Consider the following 19,510-nt stretch of genomic DNA (forward strand, 5'->3'; position numbering starts at 1 on the left):
GAAGAACTGGGCGTTCCGACTAATTTTACACTCTTTGCGACGCGGGAGACATCAAGGCGTTATCGTCCACCCGCTCCAGGCGCACGAAAGCTGTCAGCGGCAGGTGGTCGGAGGCAACGCGTGAAAGCGGCGTGTCATGCGCGTCGATGGCGGCAATCATGCCATGCCGGTTGGCCATGATCCGGTCGAGCGCCAGCAGCGGCAGGTTCGACGGGAAGGTGGGGACCGCCGGCGGCTGCGGGCCGAACGTCGCATGCAGCGTGTTGAGAGCGGAGCGGTTGCCAAGCCGCCATTCGTTGAGGTCGCCGAGCAGCAGGGTCGGTCTTTCGTCCGGGCTGTTCATCAGGTCGAGCACGACGCGCGCCTGCTGGGAGCGGGAGCGGCGCAGCAGGCCAAGATGGGCGGCGATGATGCGCAGCGTCCGGCTTCCATCGAGGTCGATCTCCGCCACCACCGCGCCGCGCGGCTCCAGCCCCGGAAGCTTGATCTGGTGCACGTCGCGAACGACGCCCTTCTTGAACAGCAAGACGTTGCCATGCCAGCCATGGCCCTTGCCGGTGGCGGAAATCGGCACCGGAACCAGTCCGGTTTCCCGTTCGAGCCGGGGCAGGTCGAGAAGACCATCACGGTCGCCGAAGCGGTTGTCGGCTTCCTGCAGGGCAATGACATCCGGATCGATTTCGCGGATGACGCGGATGGTCCGGTCCGGATCGAACTTCCTGTCGACGCCGATGCATTTATGGACATTGTAGGAGGCAACCAGCGTGCCGGTGGTGGCTGTCGTCTTGAGTGCGGCGGCGTTAGCTTTCTGCATCCGGCGGTCACGAAGGGACAGAAGCATGCTTGCCGGGAGGCTGCGTCCAATTCTGTGCATCTGTGCTGCTCGTTCTCGCTGGCTTCAATTCAGAAGCCGGATACAGTCAAAATAGGCAATTTCGGCGTATGTTCCATGACAGACGAGTTCCTCAAGCGCACCTCCGCCTTAGAGATAGGGTGAACCGAGCCACAATGCCCGGTCGAACAGCCTGATTAGGAACGGCCGGGCTCGCAAGGCTTCCAGCGTTACCGGCACGGCGGAGGCAATCGCCGACCCGATCCGCGCCTCGATCTCGCTGGCAAAGCCGGCATCGAGCACCTCCAAGTCGATCTCGAAATTGAGCCGCAGCGATCGGGCGTCAAGATTGGAAGATCCGACATAGGCCCACACGCCGTCGATCGAAAGCAGCTTCGAATGGTCGAATGGTCCCTCGGTTCGCCAGACACGGCAATAGTGTTTGAGCACCTGATCGAACTGCGCCATCATCGCGCGGTCGACGAGGAAAAGATTGTTCACCGCCGGCACCACGATGTCTATCTCGACCCCGCGCCTGCCGGCGGTGATCAGGGCGCTGATCAGTTCCCGATCCGGCAGGAAATAGGGCGACATCACGCGTATGGACTTGCGGGCGACCGAGAACGCACCGATCAGCAGCTTGTGGTTGGTCTCGTTGCTGGCATCCGGGCCGGAAGCGACCGCCCGCACCATCATCGGTGCGCCTGGCGACGGCGACAGCGGGGCAATGCGCCAGGCGTCGCCCTTCAGCGCCTCGTTGGTGGCGAAGCGCCAGTCTTCGGCGGCGACCGAAAAGAGGTCGGCGACGATCGGGCCGGTCACCCGGAAATGTGTGTCCCTGGCGCTGTTGGAGCCGGCGAATTCGGCGGAGAAGCCTTTGCGGATGTTCATGCCGCCGGTGAAGGCGGCGATGCCGTCCACCACCAGGATCTTCCGGTGGGTCCTCAGATTGGCGTAGGGCAGGCGCAGGCCCATGACGATGTTGCCGTTGAAGACGTCGGCGGGGATGTTGGCCTCGCGCAAATGCCCCAGGATGCTCGGCACCGAGTAGCGGGCGCCGACGGCATCGATCAGCACGCGGACGGTGACGCCGCGCCGGACGGCGCCGGCCAGCGCCTCGACGAAGAGCAGGCCGACGGCGTCATTGTCGAAAATATAGGTCTCGAGCAGGACGCTGCGCTCGGCGCCGTCGATCGCCGCGCACATGGCGGCATAGGCCTCGTCGCCGGTCTCCAGCACATCGATTGCGTTTCCAGGGTTGAGCGCGCGCCGCGCCACCCTGTCGCCGAGTGTCCGCAAGCCCGTGAACCGTTGCCCGTATCGCTCGACGATCAGGGCCTCTTCGACAGCGACGTCGCGCTCATGCTTGGCGGACACCACGCCGTCGGCAAACGGGCGCTGGGCGGTGATCGTGGCACGGCGGATGCGATTGATGCCGGCGACGGCGTAGATCAGCACGCCGAGGATCGGGGACAGCACCATCACGCCGACCCAGCCGGTGGCGGCGCGCACATCTTCCTTGGTCATGACGGCATGGACGATGCCGACCGTCGCCATCACCACGGAGATGATCGCCAGAATTTGCGGCCAGTGAGTCGCCAGGGTCGCCAACATGCCGAGACTATCCAGCGAGCGGTTGCAGAAGGCAATGCGGCCGGTCCTGCCGCGCATTCGCCGGATGGTGGCATGCGGCCCTGGCCGAAGGTTTCGACCAGCCGCAGAGATTGATGGGTAGAAGCTTCCCAACGGACCCTGTTCAGAAGGACAAACCTGACCTAGCGGAAGCATAGAGCCTGGCATCATCCTGTTCTGCTCAGAGCCTCCGAAGCCTCTTATGCTTTGGTGCGACCTCTATTGTATATCAGGATGAATGAACTTAATGATATGAACACTTTGATTGATGGCGAGGGGGGCGCCTAACGATGAAATTCAACTTCGATGAACCTCCCGGCGATGACATAGTTGCCGACACGTCGGCAGAATGCCAACGCCAATTGCTGCCTCTCGTCCGCGAGATCGTCCAGGCGGCCGTCGCTGCCGGATGGAGCGAGGAGGACGTTCTTCTGGGGTTTGTCGAACTTGCATGGGATTTGTATGAGAATCGTCGCGACGATCTGCAATGACCGGTAGCCAATCTGGTAGCTCTGCATTGCTGGCGGTGTCGCGGCTTTGCGTCGGCAGCTTTTCGCGGTAGGAATTTTTTCTTGACACGGTGATCTCAGCTAAGGTATATATTCGTGCATGGTGCTGATTTGCGCCAGTGACCCGCCGAGCAGGCGGGTTTTTCGTTTGATGCTCCGTCAGCCAATGCGCCGAAGGGTCCAGAGGAACCTGTTGACCCGTAGTCGCGACCTAAAGGCCTGGGTTCCTCGCCCCGAGGGGCTTTTATCCCGAACAAAATTTTTTGTTTGCGTACGGATGTTATTCACTATCCACAGCATGTGCGTTACGTTGGATCCGGGTCGGGCTAAGGGGGATTTCAGGCGACAGACAAGCGGCTGAGGCCAGGCAATGGAAAATACGGACGATGCTCGGGAAGGCGGCAATTCCCAGGGCGTCAATCGAGAACGGACAGCTCGATATGTCCTGGACATAATCCCTGAAAGCGCAGGCCCCTGGAGGGCCACCGCGGCGCGGAGTGTCATAGACTCAGCCCGCGATCCCGTCTCGCAGACATTCCCGGCCAAAGAGCATTCCACTGGAATTGCGCTGCGGCCCGCACGCCGATCGAGAGCCTTGCTCGGCAGCGACCGGATCACGCGGTACGATACGCCGACCGGATGTCGCGTCGTCAATCCGGCGGGTGTGGACAGCAAGCCGGCCTGGTCCCTGACCCGGGAGAACGCCGTCGTTTCCATCGCTCCCGAAGCGCTGGCGCAATTGGCCGTGCATGAATTCGATCTCGCCGAACTCGATCCGCCTGCTTTCGGCACGGTCGACCCGGCCGATCTGCTGCGCACCCACCCAGGCCGCAACAGGCGCCTTGCGGCGTTTTCCAGAATACATCTTGCTGCAAATCCGCCCCAAGCTCCGCAGGAATCGTCTGGAATGTCATGCAGTCCGCGCGTTGTACGCCGTCCGGCCGGAACGCTCTCATGAATGGGGTTGGCTACGCCGGTCAGCTTCGATCAATCACGATTTGTTTTTCAGGGGAACGCGGAAGGAAGCCTAGGGTTGAACCTCATCTGGGACGAATCAGGAGGCCGAAAAATGCCGGGTGAGGATGGTGTCCCCGGACCGGTTTCCGGACCCAATTCGCGACAACCGACGCTCAACGCGAAAGGCGGGCTTTCGGTTCGCAGCACGCGCCGCGTGCAGGAATTCCTGAACGAGAACTTCACGCGCAAGCTGGCGCTTGCCGAGATGGCCGCGGTTTGCGGTCTTTCACCCTATCACTTCATGCGGGCTTTCTCGAGGACGTTCGGGGTGCCGCCGCATCAATATGTTCTCGATTTGCGGCTGGACCTCGCTGAAAGGCTGCTTGCCGACAGCCGCATGACCATCACGGACATCGCTCATTCCTGCGGATTTTCGAGCCAGAGCCATTTTACCACCGCCATGAAGAAATACCGGCAGGTGACGCCGCTGCAGCTACGGGTGGGCAAGCTTAACGCCAAGGTTAGATGAGACGGCGCTCATGGAATTGCTTGTTTGCCTAGTTTTAAAGCAGTCTCTAAGGTAACGAGCTGTTAACCTCTGCCGGTTTGCTCCGATCTTTTCTCACAAGACAGCAATTTCGTGAAATACCGCGGGCAGGAATCATGTCTTCCTGCGATAGAGCGGAATTGTCAGACATTTCGTGCCGGCCAGCGGAGAGGGACCATGACCGACAATCAGATTTCGAACGGCTCGCTTCTAGTTCAGCATCGCGCGGCGCATTTCGCCGGGCACTGGATCGCGAATGGCGATCCTCGCTCCCGCTCGGTTCGCCGCCGCTTGATGGCGGTGCTGCGCATGGCTCATAGCGTGCTTGGCATGGGGCGCAAGCGCCTGGGGCTGGGGACGCTGGGCGTCGGCGGGATGTCGGCGGCGGCCGCGATGCTGGGCGCCTTCGCGATCGGCATGGCTGCGACGCCAGCTCAGGCGCAATATCAGGCCGGCGGCGGGTCCGCGACAGGCGGCAACGCCGTCGCCATCGGTAATGGTGCCACCTCAAATGGCAATAACAGCGTGGCGTTGGGCATCTCCAACAGTGCAACGGGCGACGGCACGATCGCCATCGGCTATGCGATGGGTGTCAATGGCCTCAATGCCATAGGCATAGGTGTCATCTCCGGCGCGAACGGCGTCAACGCCCTCGCGATAGGCGGGAACGCCCAGGCTGTCGGAGACGGAGCAAGCTCCATTGGCGTCAACTCGGTCGCAGCCGCAGGCTCGGCCGCCTTTGGCCTGAACGCGCGCGCCGACGGAACGAACTCGACGGCGATCGGCTATGTTACCCGGGCGACCGGGCTGCGCGCCACCGCGCTCGGGTTTGGGGCGACAGCGTCCGGGCTGGATGCGCTTGCCCAAGGGAATAGCGCCGTCGCAAGCCAGCAGAACTCTATCGCCATCGGCTTCCAGGCGACCTCGACCGCGATCAACGCCATCAATCTTGGCAACCGAACCGCAGCGGGAAAGGGCGCCCTTCAAGAGAGCGCCGTCGCCATCGGCACGGACGTGCTGGCGTCTCAGGTTGACAGCATTGCGATCGGGCGCCAAAGCCAGTCGACGGGCACGAGCGCCACGGCGATGGGTAGGAACGCCGGCGCCTGGGGCAACCAGTCTATCGCGCTCGGCCTAGGCGCGCAGGCGGGCGTTCAGGCCAACACGGCCTTGCCCAACAGCATCGCGATCGGCACCAATGCGGTCTCTTCCGGCGGTTTCGCTACCGCAATGGGCGCTTCCTCGGTTGCGAGTGGTACCAGTTCGACAGCCGTGGGCTTCCAGGCCCAAGCCGCCGGCCTCAATGCCGCCGCCGTCGGTCCCCAGGCAAATGCATCGGCGTCAAACTCGGCGGCGTTCGGCAACGTCGCCACGGCTTCGGGCAATTTCGCATTGGCCCTGGGCAATTCGGCCGTGTCGAGTGGAGTAGGCTCGGTCGCGGCGGGCTCGGGAGCCCAGGCCACGGACGTCTCGGCGACCGCGCTCGGCAACAACGCCACCGCGACCGCAGCGAGCGCGAGCGCGCTAGGCTTGGGCGCCACGGCGAGCGGCATAAACAGCACCGCGGTTGGTAAGTCGGCCAATGCGAGCGCGCAGGACGCCATCGCCATGGGCACGAGCGCCAAGGCCGATTCCGCCGAGGCGGTGGCCATGGGCACCAATGCGGTGGCGACCGGCGGCAAGGCGGTCTCGATCGGGTCCGGCAACACCGCCTTTGGCAACGGCGCGGTCTCCATCGGCGATCCCAGCTATGCCAGCGGCACCGGCGCCTTCACCGGCGGCGCCAACAACATCGCCAACAGCGACGGCACCGCGACCGCCACCGCCGCCAACCAGGCCAACGGTGCTGTCGCCATCGGCAACAACAACAAGGCGATCGGACAAGGCTCCGTGGCGCTGGGCAACGGCTCGACCGCCGGTGCGGCCGGCCTCGCGGGCAATGTCGCGCTCGGCAATGGCGCCTCGGCAGCAGCGAGTTCCGGCGATGTCGCGCTCGGCTCTGGCTCGGTGACCGCGACGGCGGTCGGCACGGCCAGTGGGGTGGTCAACGGCACGACCTACGCCTTCCAGGGCACCAACCCGACCTCGACGGTCAGCATCGGCGCGCCCGGTGCGGAGCGCACCATCACCAATCTGGCGGCGGGGCGGATCAGCGCGCTCTCGACCGACGCGATCAACGGCTCGCAGCTCTTCGCCACCAATCAGGCCGTCGACGCCATTGGCGCCGTCGTCAACAACATCAATGTCGGCGGCATCAAGTATTTCCACGCCAATTCGACGGCGGCGGATTCGTCGGCGACGGGTGCGGAATCGGTTGCGATCGGACCTCTCTCGACTGCGGCAGGGGCGAACGCCATCGCGGCCGGCAACAATGCGAGTGCCTCCGGCCTCGACGCAACGGCGTTTGGATACATATCCAAGGCCTCGGGCGACTTCAGCACCGCCGTCGGACCGAATGCCAACGCGACAGGCTTGTCCAGCACCGCGGTCGGCCAGAACGCGTTTGCTACCGCCGGGCAAGCGACCGCTCTCGGCAAGCAAGCGAATGCCAGCGCCGCGGATGCGGTCGCGTTGGGACCCAACGCCACAGCCGGCAACGCAGGCGCCGTGGCGCTCGGCTCCGGCAGTGTCACCGACGTCGCCGTCGGCACGCCCAGCGCGGTGATCAACGGCACGACCTACGCCTTCCAGGGCACTACTCCGACCTCGACGGTCAGCATCGGCGCGGCCGGTGCGGAACGCACCATCACCAATGTCGCCGCGGGGCGGATCAGCTCGACGTCGACCGATGCGATCAACGGTTCGCAGCTCGCCGCCACCAACCAGGCCGTCGACGCCATCGGCGCCGTCGTCAACAACATCAATGTCGGCGGCGGCATCAAGTATTTCCATGCCAACTCGACGGCGGCGGACTCTTCGGCGACGGGCACGGACTCGGTCGCGATCGGACCCGTCGCGACCGCAACGGGGACGAACGCCATCGCGGCCGGTGTCAATTCGAGCGCCTCCGACGCCAACGCCTCGGCCATCGGCAGCGGCGCCGTCGCATCGGCGCTCGACGCAACGGCGATGGGCTACATATCCAAGGCCTCGGGCCAATTCGCCACCGCCGTCGGCGCCAACGCCAATGCCACAGGCCTGTCCAGCACGGCGATCGGCCAGAACGCGTTCGCAACCAACGCTCAAGCGACCGCTCTCGGCAAGCAAGCGAATGCCAGCGCCGTCGATGCGCTGGCGCTGGGCGCCAACGCCACCGCCGCCAACGCAGGCGCCGTGGCGCTCGGCTCGGGCAGTGTCACCGACGTCGCTGTCGCCACGCCGAGCACCGTGATCAACGGCACGACCTATGCCTTCCAGGGCACCAATCCGACCTCGACGGTCAGCGTCGGCGCGGTCGGTGCGGAACGCACCATCACCAATGTCGCCGCGGGGCGGATCAGCTCGACGTCGACCGACGCCCTCAACGGCTCGCAGCTCGCCGCCACCAACCAGGCCGTCGATGCCATCGGCACCACCGTCAACAATCTTGGCGCTGGCGTGACCAATCTCGGCAACATTGTCAACAACATCGCCGGCGACACCTCGACCGCCTACACCGACGCCAACGGCATCGGCATCCGCTACGCTCGCACTAACGAGGCCGGACTGGCGCAGACCGATTCCTTCGCACAAGGTGTCGGCTCCACCGCTGTCGGCTACCAGGCGACCGCGACCGGGGTCAGCGCGCTGGCGCTCGGCCGCGCCAGCAACGCCAGCATCGACGGCAGCGTGGCGCTGGGCTCGGGTTCGATCTCCAATCGCGCGATCGCTCCGGCTACCGGCCAGATCGCAGCCGGTCCGTCGAACTTCATCCAGTTCAACACGACCGACAAGGCGCTGCTCGGCGCGGTTTCGGTCGGCGACGTCAACTCCTACCGGCAGATCACCAATGTGGCCGACGGCACGCAGGACCAGGACGCGGTGACGGTGCGCCAGCTCGCCGGCGCCATCGCTGCCGTGTCGGTCACCTCGACGAAATACTTCCATGCCAATTCGGCGGCGGGCGACTCGCTGGCGGTCGGCGCGGAGTCGGTCGCGGTCGGTCCGACGACCGTCGTCAACGGCGACAACGGCATCGGCATCGGCAACGGCGCCATCGTCGACCAGACAGCACCCGGCGGAACGGCCATCGGCCAGAACGCGCATGTGCTGCTGGCCGACGGCCTGGCGCTCGGCACCAATTCGACCGCCTCCGGCATCCAGTCGGTGGCGCTCGGCGCCGGCGCCCAAAGCACCTTCATCAACAGCGTCGCGCTTGGTGCGCAGTCCATCACCACGGTCGGCGCACAAACGAACTACGCGGCCTATGGGCTTGCTGGCGCGCAGACCTCGGTCGGCGAGGTGTCGATCGGCGCCGCCGGGGCCGAACGCAAGCTGACCAATGTCGCGGCGGGCTCGGCCGACACCGACGGCGTCAACGTCTCGCAGTTGCGCGGCGTGACGAAAAACGTCACCGACCTGTTCGGCGGCGTTACCACGATCAATCCCGACGGCTCGATCACCGGCCCGACCTACACTATCCAGGGCAACAACTACTCGACCGTCTATGACGGCCTGACGGCCGTCGACAATGCCCTGACCACCATCAGCAATGGCGGCGGCATCAAATACTTCCACGCCAATTCGACGCTGGCCGACAGCATCGCCGGCGGCACCAACGCGGTGGCGATCGGGCCGGAAAGCGTGGCGAGCGGCGCCGAGAGCGTGGCTGCGGGCCATGGCTCGACGGCTACCGGGGCGGGCGCCGTCGCGCTCGGCCAGGGTGCGCAGGCCAACAACGCCAACGATGTGGCGCTCGGCTCCGGCTCGGTGACGCAGACAGCCGTCGGCACCTCCAGCACCGTCATCGGCGGCAAGACCTACACCTTCGCCGGAACGACTCCGACCGGAACCGTCAGCGTCGGCGATGCCGGCGCCGAGCGGACGATCACCAACGTCGCCGCCGGGCGCGTCGATGCCGGCAGCACGGATGCGATCAACGGCTCGCAGCTCTACGCCACCAACACGGCGATCGAGGATTTGAAAGCCGGCGTCGGAAACCTCACCCAGAACGCGGTGACCTATGACGCCCCGGGCGGCGTCAAGTCGAACACCATCACGCTGCAGGGTGGCGACGTCAACGCGCCGGTCGTCATCTCCAATGTCGGCCCCGGCGTCAAAGGGACCGATGCGGTCAATGTCGAACAGATGAACCAGGGCCTGACCGCCGGCAAGAGCTATACGGACAACCGCGTGGCTTACGCTATCGATACGTCCAACGACTACACCGACAAGGTAGCCGCCACGACCCTGCAGCAGGCCAACGACTATACCGACCAGAAGCTCGGCCAGCTCAATTCGGACATCAACGGCATCCGCGACGAGGCCCGGCAGGCGGCCGCGATAGGCCTCGCCGCCGCCTCGCTGCGCTACGACGACCGGCCCGGAAAGCTGAGCGTCGCGGCGGGTGGCGGCCTCTGGCGCGACGCCGGCGCGTTCGCCTTCGGTGCGGGCTACACCAGCGAGGACGGCCGCATCCGCGGCAATCTGTCGGGCACGGCAGCGGGTGGGCATGTCGGCGTCGGCGCCGGCATCAGCTTCACCTTGAACTGAGGCAGGGATGAAAGGACTTGTTGCCCTGACCTGCCTGGCGCTTTGCGGCGGCCTCGTGCCGGCCGCCGGGCAGGTCGCGTCGACCTACAGGATCAAGCCTTCGGACGTGGTGCTCCCGCCCGAGGTGAAGCTCGGAGACTACCAGCGCACCATACGCCCATTCGACAACTGGACGCTGATCTGCGACGAGAACCTCAAAGCCCGCAAGAAGGTCTGCAACGTCTCGCAGATCATCGAGGACGCGTCCGGCAAGATGGCCTTCAGCTGGTCGCTTGCCGCCACCCAGGACGGCAAGCCGTACATGATCCTGCGCACCGCCCCGAACGCCAGGAGCGATGGCCTGGTGTCCGTGAAATTCGATGGACAGAAGCAGCCGATCGACGTGCAGCTGAACGGCTGCAACGAAATGGTCTGTGTCGGCATGTTGCCGGTCGGCCCCGTCATGCGCCGGCAGATATCGCAGAACGCGACGCCGGCGATCTCCTACTCGACGGTCGACGGGCAGACGATCACCGTTACCGCAACGCTCAAGGGGCTGTCAGACGCCCTTTCACCACTCAAATAACCGAGGCGCCACCATGAGCCAGCAGGACCAGTTCACGTCCGCCAAACGCACTCCGAGCGTCGAGGCGGATCGGCAGAGGCGGGCCGAGCCCCCAAGGCGCTGGCCACGCGCGGCCGGATATTCACTGCTGGGATTGGTCGTGGCGGGGCTTGGCTTCGCCGCCGGGAATTACGCCGCGGTCGCCAATCTGGTCGGCGGCGCGACGGCCGCACCTGCAGCAACAGCGGCGGCCCCCGTGCTTCCGGACACGCCCTTCCTCGAGCATGTCAAGCAGGCCGGTGTGCAGGCCTGCTCGACCGTCTATCCAGTGCTCGGACAGATCCTGACGACCGGCACGAAATACAGCGTCAAATCCCTGTGGAACGACCAGGCCGCCGACAAGCACGCCATCCAGGCCTTTGTCGGCATGGACTATGCGTCGGAACGCTATAGCGGACCGGCCGCCGGCATCGTCTTCGCATCGCCCACCGCCACGGGTTGCGAAGGGGCGATGGTGCGGGTGGCGCCATTCGCCAGCCCGTGCGCCGACATCCCATCCATCCTGCCGCAGGGCAGCAAGATCACCGACCATCTCGGGCAGGTCGAGGTCTACGAGCTCGGCGGCAATGCCGGTGAAGCGCTTCTCCTGCCGACGGGCAAAAGCTGTGTGGTGATCTCCCTTGCTTCGGCGGCGAAGTAGGACGCGAAGCGAGTGAGGTCAAGGAAAGGATGCCGACCATGAGATTGCAGGCTTTGGCAGTTTTGGGCTTGACCTTGTTGTGGAGCGGACAAGTCGTCTCAGCCGACCTTGTGGCCCCATCGGAACCGCAACAGGAGGAAAAGGGCATATGGGCGGCCATTGCCTATTCGCAGGCCGATAGCAAATACGGCTTCTTCTGGGGCGCCGACAAGCGGCAGGAAGCGAAGGACATCGCACAGAAATATTGCGAGAACGCAGGCGGAAAGGCCTGCAACGTCGTCACCGTCTTCCGCAACCATCGCCATTGGAATGATGACGACGAGACCGGCTTTCCCTACAAGCACTGCGGTGCGCTTGCCGTGGCAGACAAAGTGGAGAACCGTTTCACGCCCTGGGGCGTGAACTCGGCCGAGACCCGTCGGGAAGCGGAGGATCTCGCTTTGCAGGCCTGCGAGGCGACGGGAGAGAAATGCAAGATCCGCGAATGGGTCTGCACATGAAGCTTGGCCCGAAGGCCGTCTCCGCATGTGGAGCAATTCTATTCTCATTGATGTCGCCGGCGTCTGCCCAGCAACAGGTGGCGGCTGTCCCGGATGGACCCTCATCGCTGCGTGAGGTCTATCAGGACTGGAGCGTGACCTGTTCGGTACGGGAAAAGGCGAGAGTGTGCTCGCTTGCGCAAGACCAGGTCCAGCAGAACGGGCAGAGGCTTCTTGCCATGGAGATCGCGGCACGCCCGGACGGTTCGACGACGGCTACCCTGCTTCTGCCCTTCGGCATCCTCCTTGATCCGGGCGTGACGCTGCAGATCGACGATCAACCGCCGTCCCCGCAGCGCTTCAGGACCTGCCTGCCGACGGGTTGCGTCTCCGTCTTTACGGTTGATCGGCCGACGCTTGGAAAGCTGAGGGGAGGCTCGGTGCTGAAGCTCAATGTCACGACGGACGCCGAGACCCCGCTGAGCTTCCCTGTGTCGCTTCGCGGCCTGACCGCGGCGCTCGACCGCATGGTGGCGTTGAGCGCAAATTAGGGTGCGCGCTGACCAGCTTTTGGCCGCAGTGAGCCACATGAAGCGTACGCCGGCCGCCGCGATGGAGTATTTTTGGACGCGGCATCCAAAGGGGCGTGCCTGAAAAAGGGCTCAACTTCAGGTTGGATCATCGACAGCCGCTATCCGAACCGGCCATGATTCTGGCCATACCGGCCCACTGGCCTGCCGTTTTTTGTGCTTTCCCACTGAATGCGGCGTCTGGATACAACCGCAGCGAGCCGACGTTATGTGCTATTTTTGCTACATCTCGCAGCCTTGTTGCCCAAAAAGGCTATTTAGCGATCTCTAAATCAATAATCGCTCACATATTTCGTGAATCTGTGAATAATCCACCGACGGGCAGGCCTTGGCTTGGTTAGCGCTCTGAAAAGGACGCTGGGGAAACGTTAGGGTGGGATTAATGAATACGACAAACATGTCGACCATAGGCAGGCGCCTTGGTCTTTTGATGGCGGCCACCATGCTGACCTGCGGCAGCGCTCACGCGCTCACGCTCAAGGAGGCGATGGCTGTCGCGGTGGAGTCCAATCCCGAGATTGGACAGGCGATCGAAAATCGCGAAGCCATCGAGTTCGAGTTGCGGCAGGCCAAGGGCCTTTATCTTCCCAGTGTCGATGTCGAGGCATCGGCTGGCGTTCGCCGGCTCGACAATCCGTCCCGGCGCTCTCTTTCCATCGAAGGCGATGCGCTCTATCCGGCTGAAACGGATCTTACCGTTTCGCAGACGCTTTATGACAGCGGCGGAAGGCGGGCCGAATTGAACCGTCAGGCATCGCGCGTCGACGGCGCTTCGTTCCGCGTTCTGGAACGGTCCGAATTCATCGGGTTGTCCGTTGTCCAGGACTATCTGGAATACATGCTGCAGGCCTCGATCGTTGCCGAAGCGAAGAAGAATCTCGGCTTCCACCAGGCAATTCTCGGCGACATCCGGCAAGGCATCTCGGGCGGCGCGCTGAACGAGGCCGACCGTCAACAGGCCGAGGAACGGCTGTTCGCCGCCAAGGCGCGCATGCAGGAGGCGACCGAGGAACTGGAAGCGGCCAAGATCCGCTTCTTCAAAACCGTCGGAAAGCCACTGACCAGCCCTTCGAGGCCTGGCGATGTTTCGGCCGCACTCCCGCGCTCGCTCGACGACGCGATAGGGTTGGCGCGGGAAAGCAATCCGCGCGTACACATGGCCAACAGCGACATCGACGCGGCGGCCTCCCTCGTGGACGCTGCGCGGGCAAAATTTGGCCCCTCCATCATCGCTGAAGGTCGGGCCCGGGCAGGAACCGACATTGACGGCGACGATGGCGACACCACCGACCTGCAGGCGCGCGTGGTCCTGCGCTGGAACCTCTACCGCGGTGGCATCGACAAGGCCAACGAGCAGGAACAGATCCGCCGCACCAGTGAACAGCGTCTCGCGCTGCATCAGGTCCAGCGCGAAATCGAGGAAGCCGTTCGCACCTCATGGGATCGCCGTTTCCGGCAAGCCGATCTGGCAAAGACCCTGAGGCAACAAGCCGCTGCCAATGAGAAGCTGGTTGCTTCCTATCGCGAGCAGTTCAAGGTCGGACAGCGCTCGCTGCTCGACGTGCTCGATGCGCAGAATACACGGTTCAACACGGCAACGCTGGCGGATACCGCTTCCTACGCATCGCTGTTTGCCCAGTACCGGCTCCTGGCCGCGACCGGACAGTTGCTGAAAACGATGAATCTCGAGCCGGCAAAGCAAGCGACGGCCTATGCACGCACCGAGTTCGCAGCACCGGAAACCGCGGACACAGAAACCTATGCGCGGACGCCATCGGAGCAGAAGAACGACCTGCCATTCGATATTCTCGCTCCGGTGAGGAAGAAATAGGACAGCACAAGGTCCAGCGAGCGTCCTGACGGGCAGATCGTGAACCAGCAACCCAACATCCTCTCCCCGAAGGAGGCGTTCAAGGCCTGCTTCTCGGCCGTTGCCGGATATCTCGGCAGGCCGAGCGCGGAGACCGTGCTGTTTGCCGGCGTGCCGCTCTCGGACACGCGAATTGCGGCCGACGACATCAGGCACCTTGCCGAACGCATCGGCCTGGAAGTCACCGAGTTCAATCATCGCGATTTTCTCAGGGGGCGTATCGACCTGCCGGCCATCGTCTTTCGCGTCAGCCAATTGCCCGTCGCCCTGCTGGCTCTAGGCGAAGGCGATGCGTATATCACCGCGCCCCAGGAAGACGGCCGCACCACGATCGGCCGGTCGGAACTGGCCGCCAGCTACATCAGCGGCGGCGCTTCCTTTTCGATCACCTATGCCAATGCCGCCGAGACCATGTCGGTCGGCTCGGCGGCCAGGATCGAGCGAAGACATTGGCTTACGGGGACGATGGGCGCTTTCTGGCGCACCTACTCGAAAGTCGTCCTGGCGGCGGTGTTCATCAATCTGCTGGCCATAGCCTCGCCGATCTTCACCATGAACGTCTACGACAGGATCCTGCCGAACAAGGCGATATCGACACTGTGGGTCCTGGCTCTCGGCATCGGTGCGGTCATCCTGTTCGACCTGCTTTTGAAGACGGCAAGGGCTTCCCTCATCGACTATGCCGGGCGCAAGGCGGATCTGCGGATATCCTATCTGCTGTTCGAAAAAGTGCTGAACTCGTCGCTTTCGGCGCGCCCCGGCTCGACCGGCGAATACGCAAACAGGGTCACGCAATATGAGTTCGTCAGGGAGTTCTTCACCTCCAACACCATAAGCGTGTTCATCGACACGGCATTCGTCTTCGTCTTTCTCCTTGTGATCTATGCAATAGGCGGCTGGCTGGTGATCATACCGGCGCTGGCCTTCGTGATGTCCGTCATCGTCGGCCTGGTCACCCAGCGCCGCATCGGCAAGCGCGTCGCCGCCTCGATGAACGAAGCATCGCAGCGCCAGGCCCTGCTGGTCGAATCGATCTCGACGCTGGAGACCATCAAGTCGCTGCGCGCCGAGGCGTATCTGCTGCGGAAATGGGGAGAGCACTCCAAGAACGCCGCCAACACGTCCGAGAAGATCAAGCAGCTTTCGGCGGCGGCGGGCAACATCACCCAGTCCATACAGCAGCTGGTGACCGTCGCCCTGGTCGTGGCCGGCGCCTATGCCTTCTCGGAAGGGCATGTTTCGACAGGAGCAATCATAGGAACGGTGATGCTGGCGAGCAGGGCCGTGGCGCCGCTCGGCCAGATCGCCATAACGTTGTCCCGGTTCCGCCAGGCCATGCTCTCGCTGAGGATGGTGAATTCGATCATGGCTCAACCGGAAGATCGACCCGACACGGTGGGCTTCGTCAACCGCCCCATCCGCAAGGGGGCGATGGTGTTCAGGAATGTCGGGTTTGTCTATCCAGGCTCGGAAAACGAAGTTTTGACCGGCCTGAATTTCTCGGTCAAGCCGGGTGAGCGGATCGGCATCATCGGCCGCATAGGATCGGGAAAGACGACGATGGGTCGGCTGGTCGGCCGGCTCTTCCTGCCGACTTCCGGTGAGTTGCTGCTGGATGGGATCGACATTCGCCAGTATCACCCGTCCGAGGTTCGCGCCGCGGTCGGCATCGTTGCGCAGGCCGGCGACCTGTTCTCGGGCACCATCAAGGAGAACCTCCTGATGGCATGCCCCGAGGCTACAGACGAACAGATCATCGAAGCGGCAAAGGCTGCCGGCGTCGATGATTTCGTTTCACGCCACCCGCGCGGCTACGACATGAATGTCGGCGAGCGCGGCACCAATCTTTCCGGCGGCCAAAGGCAGACGGTGGCGATCGCGCGCCTGCTGCTGACCAAACCGAAAATCGTCTTTCTGGACGAGCCGTCGGGCTCGATGGATCTTGCTTCCGAACGCCAGTTGATCAAGCAGCTCAAAGTCGCCTTTGACCGCGACACCACGCTGATCGTCTCCACACATCGGTTCAGCATGCTTGAACTGGCCGACCGCCTGATCGTTATCGAACAGGGCAAAATCGTTGCCGACGGACCGAAGGACCAAGTCATACAGGCGTTGCAGAAAACAAGCGCCTGACAAAACAATTATTGCTGCATCCAATGCGTTGGGGCGTGGGAAATGCTTGCCAGGGAAGATCGGCCGCCGCTGTTTGCGTCGGCGTCCATATTCATCATCGGAGCGCTCTTCGTCGTTTTTGTCGCCTGGGCGTCCTTTGCCGAAGTCGATGAGATCGCACGCGGCGACGGCAAGGTCATACCTGCTTCCAAGACCCAGATCATCCAGGCGAGCGAGGCCGGTGTGGTTCAGGAAATCGCCGTGACGATCGGCCAGGTCGTCAAGAAGAACGATCTCATCATCCGCCTGGACAACACGCTCAACACGTCCAGCCTTGGCGAGCAGCAGGCCAAGGCGCGCGCGCTGGAAGTGCGCATAGCAAGGCTGAAATACGAACAGGCCGGCAATCTCTCGGGCCCATTTCCGTGCCCGCAGGACATCCAGTCGGTCGCTCCGCAAATCTGCGACAATGAACAGAAGCTGCTCATCGCCCGGCGCGGGAACTTCGACAACAAGCTGTCCGTGCTCAAGTCACGCCTCGATCAGCGCGAGAAGGAACTTGCCGAGGCGGAGGCCAATTCCGATCGTCTTACCAAGAACCTGGCGGTCAGCGACCAGGAGGCAAAACTCGTCGACGCGATGGTCAAGAAAGGCCTGATGGCAAGGACCGAGCAGCTCCGGGTAGAGCGCGAACAGACCGAACTCAACGGCCAGCTGAACCTTGCCGGCGAAACGATAAAGAAGATCAAATCGTCGATCACGGAAGCTCAGCTTCAGGTCGAGGAACTCGGCCTGCAATTGCAGCAGGAGGCGTTGGACGACCTTACCCAGGCGCTGGCGGACCTTTCGGTGGTGGATGAGACCATAAGGGGAGCCACCGACAAGGTCGCGCGCACCGATATCCGGTCTCCCGTGGACGGCATCGTCAACACGCTGGAGCTGAACACGGTCGGCGCCTTCGTCCAGCCTGGCGCCGTCGTGGCCGGCATCGTGCCAACCTCCGAAACGTTGCTGGTGGAGGCACGGGTCTCGCCGCGGGATGTCGCCTTCATCCGGCCCGACCAGGAAGCCCTTATCAAGGTCACCGCCTATGACTTCTCGATCTTCGGCGGCATCGAGGGCAAGGTCTCCAACATCACAGCCGACAGCCTGGTCGATCAGAAAACGGGGGAGCCCTATTATCAGGTGCGCGTGGCGACGGACAAATCGACCCTTCAAAGAGACGGCAAGGCCTATTCGATCATCCCCGGAATGATCTGCTCGGTCGACATCAAGACCGGGCGCAAGACGATCCTGCACTACCTCCTGAAGCCGATCAACAAGGCGCGCGAGGAGGCGATGAGTGAGCGGTAGCGCCAGCCCTCATCATTCCGATCGCGAGCGGCTGCTTGCGCCAGTCGCCGCCGAGGATTTCGGGCTGGAGTTTCGGGTCGTGGCGCGCGGTGGCATACGGCGCGGCATTCGTCTGGAGCGGGCATTCTGGATGTCGCTGAAGCAGATGGCCGAAAGCAGGAAGTGCACGATCGGCATGCTCATCGACGAGATCGCCGAAAGCCAGGCCCAGACAGGCAATCTGACATCCGCGATCAGGGTGGCCTGCATGCGTGGGTTGGGGGACGAAAACCTGACCTTGCGAAGGCTTGCATCGATCAACACCATCAACGCCATACTGGTCGCGTGCCCGTCTCCGGCCTTTGCCCTGGCTTCTTCGAAGAAGATCCTGTCGTTCAACGCGCCGTTCCAGCAACTGGTCAAGCGCCAATTGCCGATCGCCCCAAGCGATGACGCACGGCACGACCTCAAGCTGGCGCTGGACCTCAATGTGGCCGACATCTTCACGCGGCTCGACGCCAATGGCGAATCGCCGGTGGCCACCGGTTTTGTCATCGGCGCGGGTGACCGTCGATACCGGGGGCAATTGAATGCGGTGCGGGCCCCGGTGCTCGAGCCGGAGCTGCTGATGGCGTTCGTCTTCGGCGGCTGAATGCCCGCCAGTCTTTGGCGAGAACCTATGGCTTGGACTGGCCGAAACCCTATGGCTGAAAACCTTCGCCGGGTGCGACGGTTGCGAAACCGCCCTTGATGTCGGCCATCTGGGCGCCGCCCGGTCTTGAACCGTGGATCCAGGCCCGGTCCGTGCTGAACGAATAGAGCGGGACGTAATCCGGGAGATCGCTGTCACGCATAACGGTGTTGCTGAGGCTGTCGAGAATGAAGGTGCCGCTGCCTGTGCTCACCGACAGCACTGCGTGAAAGAAGCCTCTCTTGCGATCCTGGAGGACGACAAGCGCCATGCTTTGCGTCGGAATGCCGGCCCTCAGCAGGGCCGTCATCTTGAGGATGGCAAAATCCTCGCAATCGCCGGCTCGCCGCTCGAGAATCTCCGAAGGCTTCGCCCAATAGTCGAGCTTGCCGTAGACGACGCTGTCTTTCCTGTAGGCGATCAGGCGATTGACGCTGCTGTTGACGAAGGACAGCTTCTCGCTGAATCCCTTGCCTTGAGCGGCAGCGATCATGCCGGCAAAAGCCGTGCTCTTGTGCTCGCAGGGGCTGCCTGCCGAACAAGCGGTGATTGCCCGGTAGACAGGCGCCCAGCGCGCCGCGACGGGAAAATTGCGCATGGACAAGGCAACCGATCCGAAGACCCCTGGAATAATCGACGCGGTCTGCACCGGATCTATCCCGGCGTCATCTCGCGCCGTTGACGAGCCGTCCCCGCGGCCGACATCCGGGCCATAGCTGCCGGTGACCATGCCGATCCGGTAAGCGTCCGCAGGCTGCCAGGGCTGGGGCCTCGTCAGTGAAACACCGCCGAGACAGGGCGGCGTCTGGACCTTCTCCTGGGGCCTGCCGGGTGCGGGGATATCGCTGGCGAATGACGGCCCCGCCAGGCCGACAAGCCCGATTGCCAGCAGGAGCATCTGGAGCCCGGTTTTCCCCGGAACCGATTTTTGCTTTTTCATAACGCCCACCTTTGACTGTGGACGCTACCAATCTTGTCTCAAATTATTGGAAAGGAAGGTGGATAAATATCCAGCAACTGTCTTCATCTATTTTATTTAAAATTTTATTCAATTTTATACTTCGATTTACCAAAATATCCCGGC

General features: G+C 63.2%; 15 protein-coding genes. 12 read left to right on the forward strand and 3 right to left on the reverse strand.

What is annotated here, in order from left to right; all coding sequences use genetic code 11:
- Positions 1 to 25: 25 nt before the first annotated feature.
- Together EOC83_RS01110 and EOC83_RS01115 are read right to left on the reverse strand one after the other, a co-directional pair.
- On the reverse strand, positions 26 to 874 hold the full coding sequence (locus tag EOC83_RS01110; protein ID WP_013529834.1) for an endonuclease/exonuclease/phosphatase family protein: 849 nt from the start codon (positions 872 to 874) through the stop codon (positions 26 to 28).
- Positions 875 to 982: 108 nt separating this feature from the next.
- Positions 983 to 2,446 (reverse strand): phosphatidylserine/phosphatidylglycerophosphate/cardiolipin synthase family protein, encoded by a 1,464-nt coding sequence (locus EOC83_RS01115; RefSeq protein ID WP_024502662.1) that lies wholly within the window; start codon positions 2,444 to 2,446, stop codon positions 983 to 985.
- A gap of 308 nt (positions 2,447 to 2,754) precedes the next feature.
- Between EOC83_RS01115 and EOC83_RS01120 the strand changes: the two genes are divergently transcribed.
- The 12 genes from EOC83_RS01120 (at position 2,755) to EOC83_RS01175 (ending at position 18,387) form a co-directional block, all read left to right on the forward strand.
- Positions 2,755 to 2,955 carry a hypothetical protein gene (locus EOC83_RS01120; protein ID WP_082826544.1) on the forward strand — a complete coding sequence of 67 codons (201 nt, stop codon included), beginning with the start codon at positions 2,755 to 2,757 and terminating at the stop codon, positions 2,953 to 2,955.
- Positions 2,956 to 3,568: 613 nt separating this feature from the next.
- A complete protein-coding gene (locus EOC83_RS32725; RefSeq protein ID WP_063168905.1) occupies positions 3,569 to 3,931 on the forward strand; it encodes a hypothetical protein in 363 nt (120 codons plus the stop codon).
- A complete protein-coding gene (locus EOC83_RS01130; RefSeq protein WP_063168904.1) occupies positions 3,932 to 4,459 on the forward strand; it encodes an AraC family transcriptional regulator in 528 nt (175 codons plus the stop codon).
- A 195-nt stretch (positions 4,460 to 4,654) separates the two neighbouring features.
- Positions 4,655 to 10,108: a YadA-like family protein gene (locus EOC83_RS01135; RefSeq protein WP_063168903.1), complete on the forward strand. Its 5,454-nt coding sequence runs from the start codon at positions 4,655 to 4,657 to the stop codon at positions 10,106 to 10,108.
- A gap of 7 nt (positions 10,109 to 10,115) precedes the next feature.
- Complete coding sequence (locus EOC83_RS01140) at positions 10,116 to 10,673, forward strand: invasion associated locus B family protein (protein WP_013529840.1); 558 nt, start codon at positions 10,116 to 10,118, stop codon at positions 10,671 to 10,673.
- Between the two features lie 13 nt (positions 10,674 to 10,686).
- Complete coding sequence (locus tag EOC83_RS01145) at positions 10,687 to 11,352, forward strand: hypothetical protein (protein WP_013529841.1); 666 nt, start codon at positions 10,687 to 10,689, stop codon at positions 11,350 to 11,352.
- Positions 11,353 to 11,390: 38 nt separating this feature from the next.
- Positions 11,391 to 11,852: a DUF4189 domain-containing protein gene (locus EOC83_RS01150; RefSeq protein ID WP_013529842.1), complete on the forward strand. Its 462-nt coding sequence runs from the start codon at positions 11,391 to 11,393 to the stop codon at positions 11,850 to 11,852.
- Positions 11,837 to 12,382, forward strand: coding sequence for an invasion associated locus B family protein (locus EOC83_RS01155; protein ID WP_063168902.1), 546 nt, complete (start codon positions 11,837 to 11,839; stop codon positions 12,380 to 12,382). The genes EOC83_RS01150 and EOC83_RS01155 overlap by 16 nt, the downstream gene beginning before the upstream one ends.
- Positions 12,383 to 12,803: 421 nt before the next feature.
- Positions 12,804 to 14,252: a TolC family protein gene (locus tag EOC83_RS01160; protein ID WP_013529844.1), complete on the forward strand. Its 1,449-nt coding sequence runs from the start codon at positions 12,804 to 12,806 to the stop codon at positions 14,250 to 14,252.
- A gap of 39 nt (positions 14,253 to 14,291) precedes the next feature.
- On the forward strand, positions 14,292 to 16,424 hold the full coding sequence (locus EOC83_RS01165; protein WP_013529845.1) for a type I secretion system permease/ATPase: 2,133 nt from the start codon (positions 14,292 to 14,294) through the stop codon (positions 16,422 to 16,424).
- Positions 16,425 to 16,466: 42 nt separating this feature from the next.
- Entirely contained in the window at positions 16,467 to 17,756 is a 1,290-nt protein-coding gene (locus tag EOC83_RS01170; RefSeq protein WP_063168901.1) for an HlyD family type I secretion periplasmic adaptor subunit, read from the forward strand.
- Complete coding sequence (locus EOC83_RS01175) at positions 17,746 to 18,387, forward strand: ribbon-helix-helix domain-containing protein (RefSeq protein ID WP_024502654.1); 642 nt, start codon at positions 17,746 to 17,748, stop codon at positions 18,385 to 18,387. Before EOC83_RS01170 ends, EOC83_RS01175 begins: the two co-directional genes overlap by 11 nt.
- Before the next feature lie 49 nt (positions 18,388 to 18,436).
- On the opposite strand, the gene EOC83_RS01180 is transcribed toward EOC83_RS01175, so the two are convergent.
- Positions 18,437 to 19,366: a transglutaminase-like cysteine peptidase gene (locus EOC83_RS01180; protein WP_063168900.1), complete on the reverse strand. Its 930-nt coding sequence runs from the start codon at positions 19,364 to 19,366 to the stop codon at positions 18,437 to 18,439.
- Positions 19,367 to 19,510: the final 144 nt, after the last annotated feature.

The organism is Mesorhizobium sp. Primo-A (assembly GCF_003997175.1).
Classification (GTDB): Bacteria; Pseudomonadota; Alphaproteobacteria; order Rhizobiales; family Rhizobiaceae; genus Mesorhizobium; species Mesorhizobium ciceri.

Coding starts and splice junctions, on each gene's coding strand:
- EOC83_RS01155 (WP_063168902.1), top strand. CDS start 11,837: ATGGGTCTGCACATGAAGCTTGGCCCGAAGGCCGTCTCCGCATGTGGA.
- EOC83_RS01170 (WP_063168901.1), top strand. CDS start 16,467: ATGCTTGCCAGGGAAGATCGGCCGCCGCTGTTTGCGTCGGCGTCCATA.
- EOC83_RS01120 (WP_082826544.1), top strand. CDS start 2,755: ATGAAATTCAACTTCGATGAACCTCCCGGCGATGACATAGTTGCCGAC.
- EOC83_RS01135 (WP_063168903.1), top strand. CDS start 4,655: ATGACCGACAATCAGATTTCGAACGGCTCGCTTCTAGTTCAGCATCGC.
- EOC83_RS01140 (WP_013529840.1), top strand. CDS start 10,116: ATGAAAGGACTTGTTGCCCTGACCTGCCTGGCGCTTTGCGGCGGCCTC.
- EOC83_RS01180 (WP_063168900.1), bottom strand. CDS start 19,366: ATGAAAAAGCAAAAATCGGTTCCGGGGAAAACCGGGCTCCAGATGCTC.
- EOC83_RS01110 (WP_013529834.1), bottom strand. CDS start 874: ATGCACAGAATTGGACGCAGCCTCCCGGCAAGCATGCTTCTGTCCCTT.
- EOC83_RS01150 (WP_013529842.1), top strand. CDS start 11,391: ATGAGATTGCAGGCTTTGGCAGTTTTGGGCTTGACCTTGTTGTGGAGC.
- EOC83_RS01160 (WP_013529844.1), top strand. CDS start 12,804: ATGAATACGACAAACATGTCGACCATAGGCAGGCGCCTTGGTCTTTTG.
- EOC83_RS01115 (WP_024502662.1), bottom strand. CDS start 2,446: ATGTTGGCGACCCTGGCGACTCACTGGCCGCAAATTCTGGCGATCATC.
- EOC83_RS01145 (WP_013529841.1), top strand. CDS start 10,687: ATGAGCCAGCAGGACCAGTTCACGTCCGCCAAACGCACTCCGAGCGTC.
- EOC83_RS01130 (WP_063168904.1), top strand. CDS start 3,932: ATGGGGTTGGCTACGCCGGTCAGCTTCGATCAATCACGATTTGTTTTT.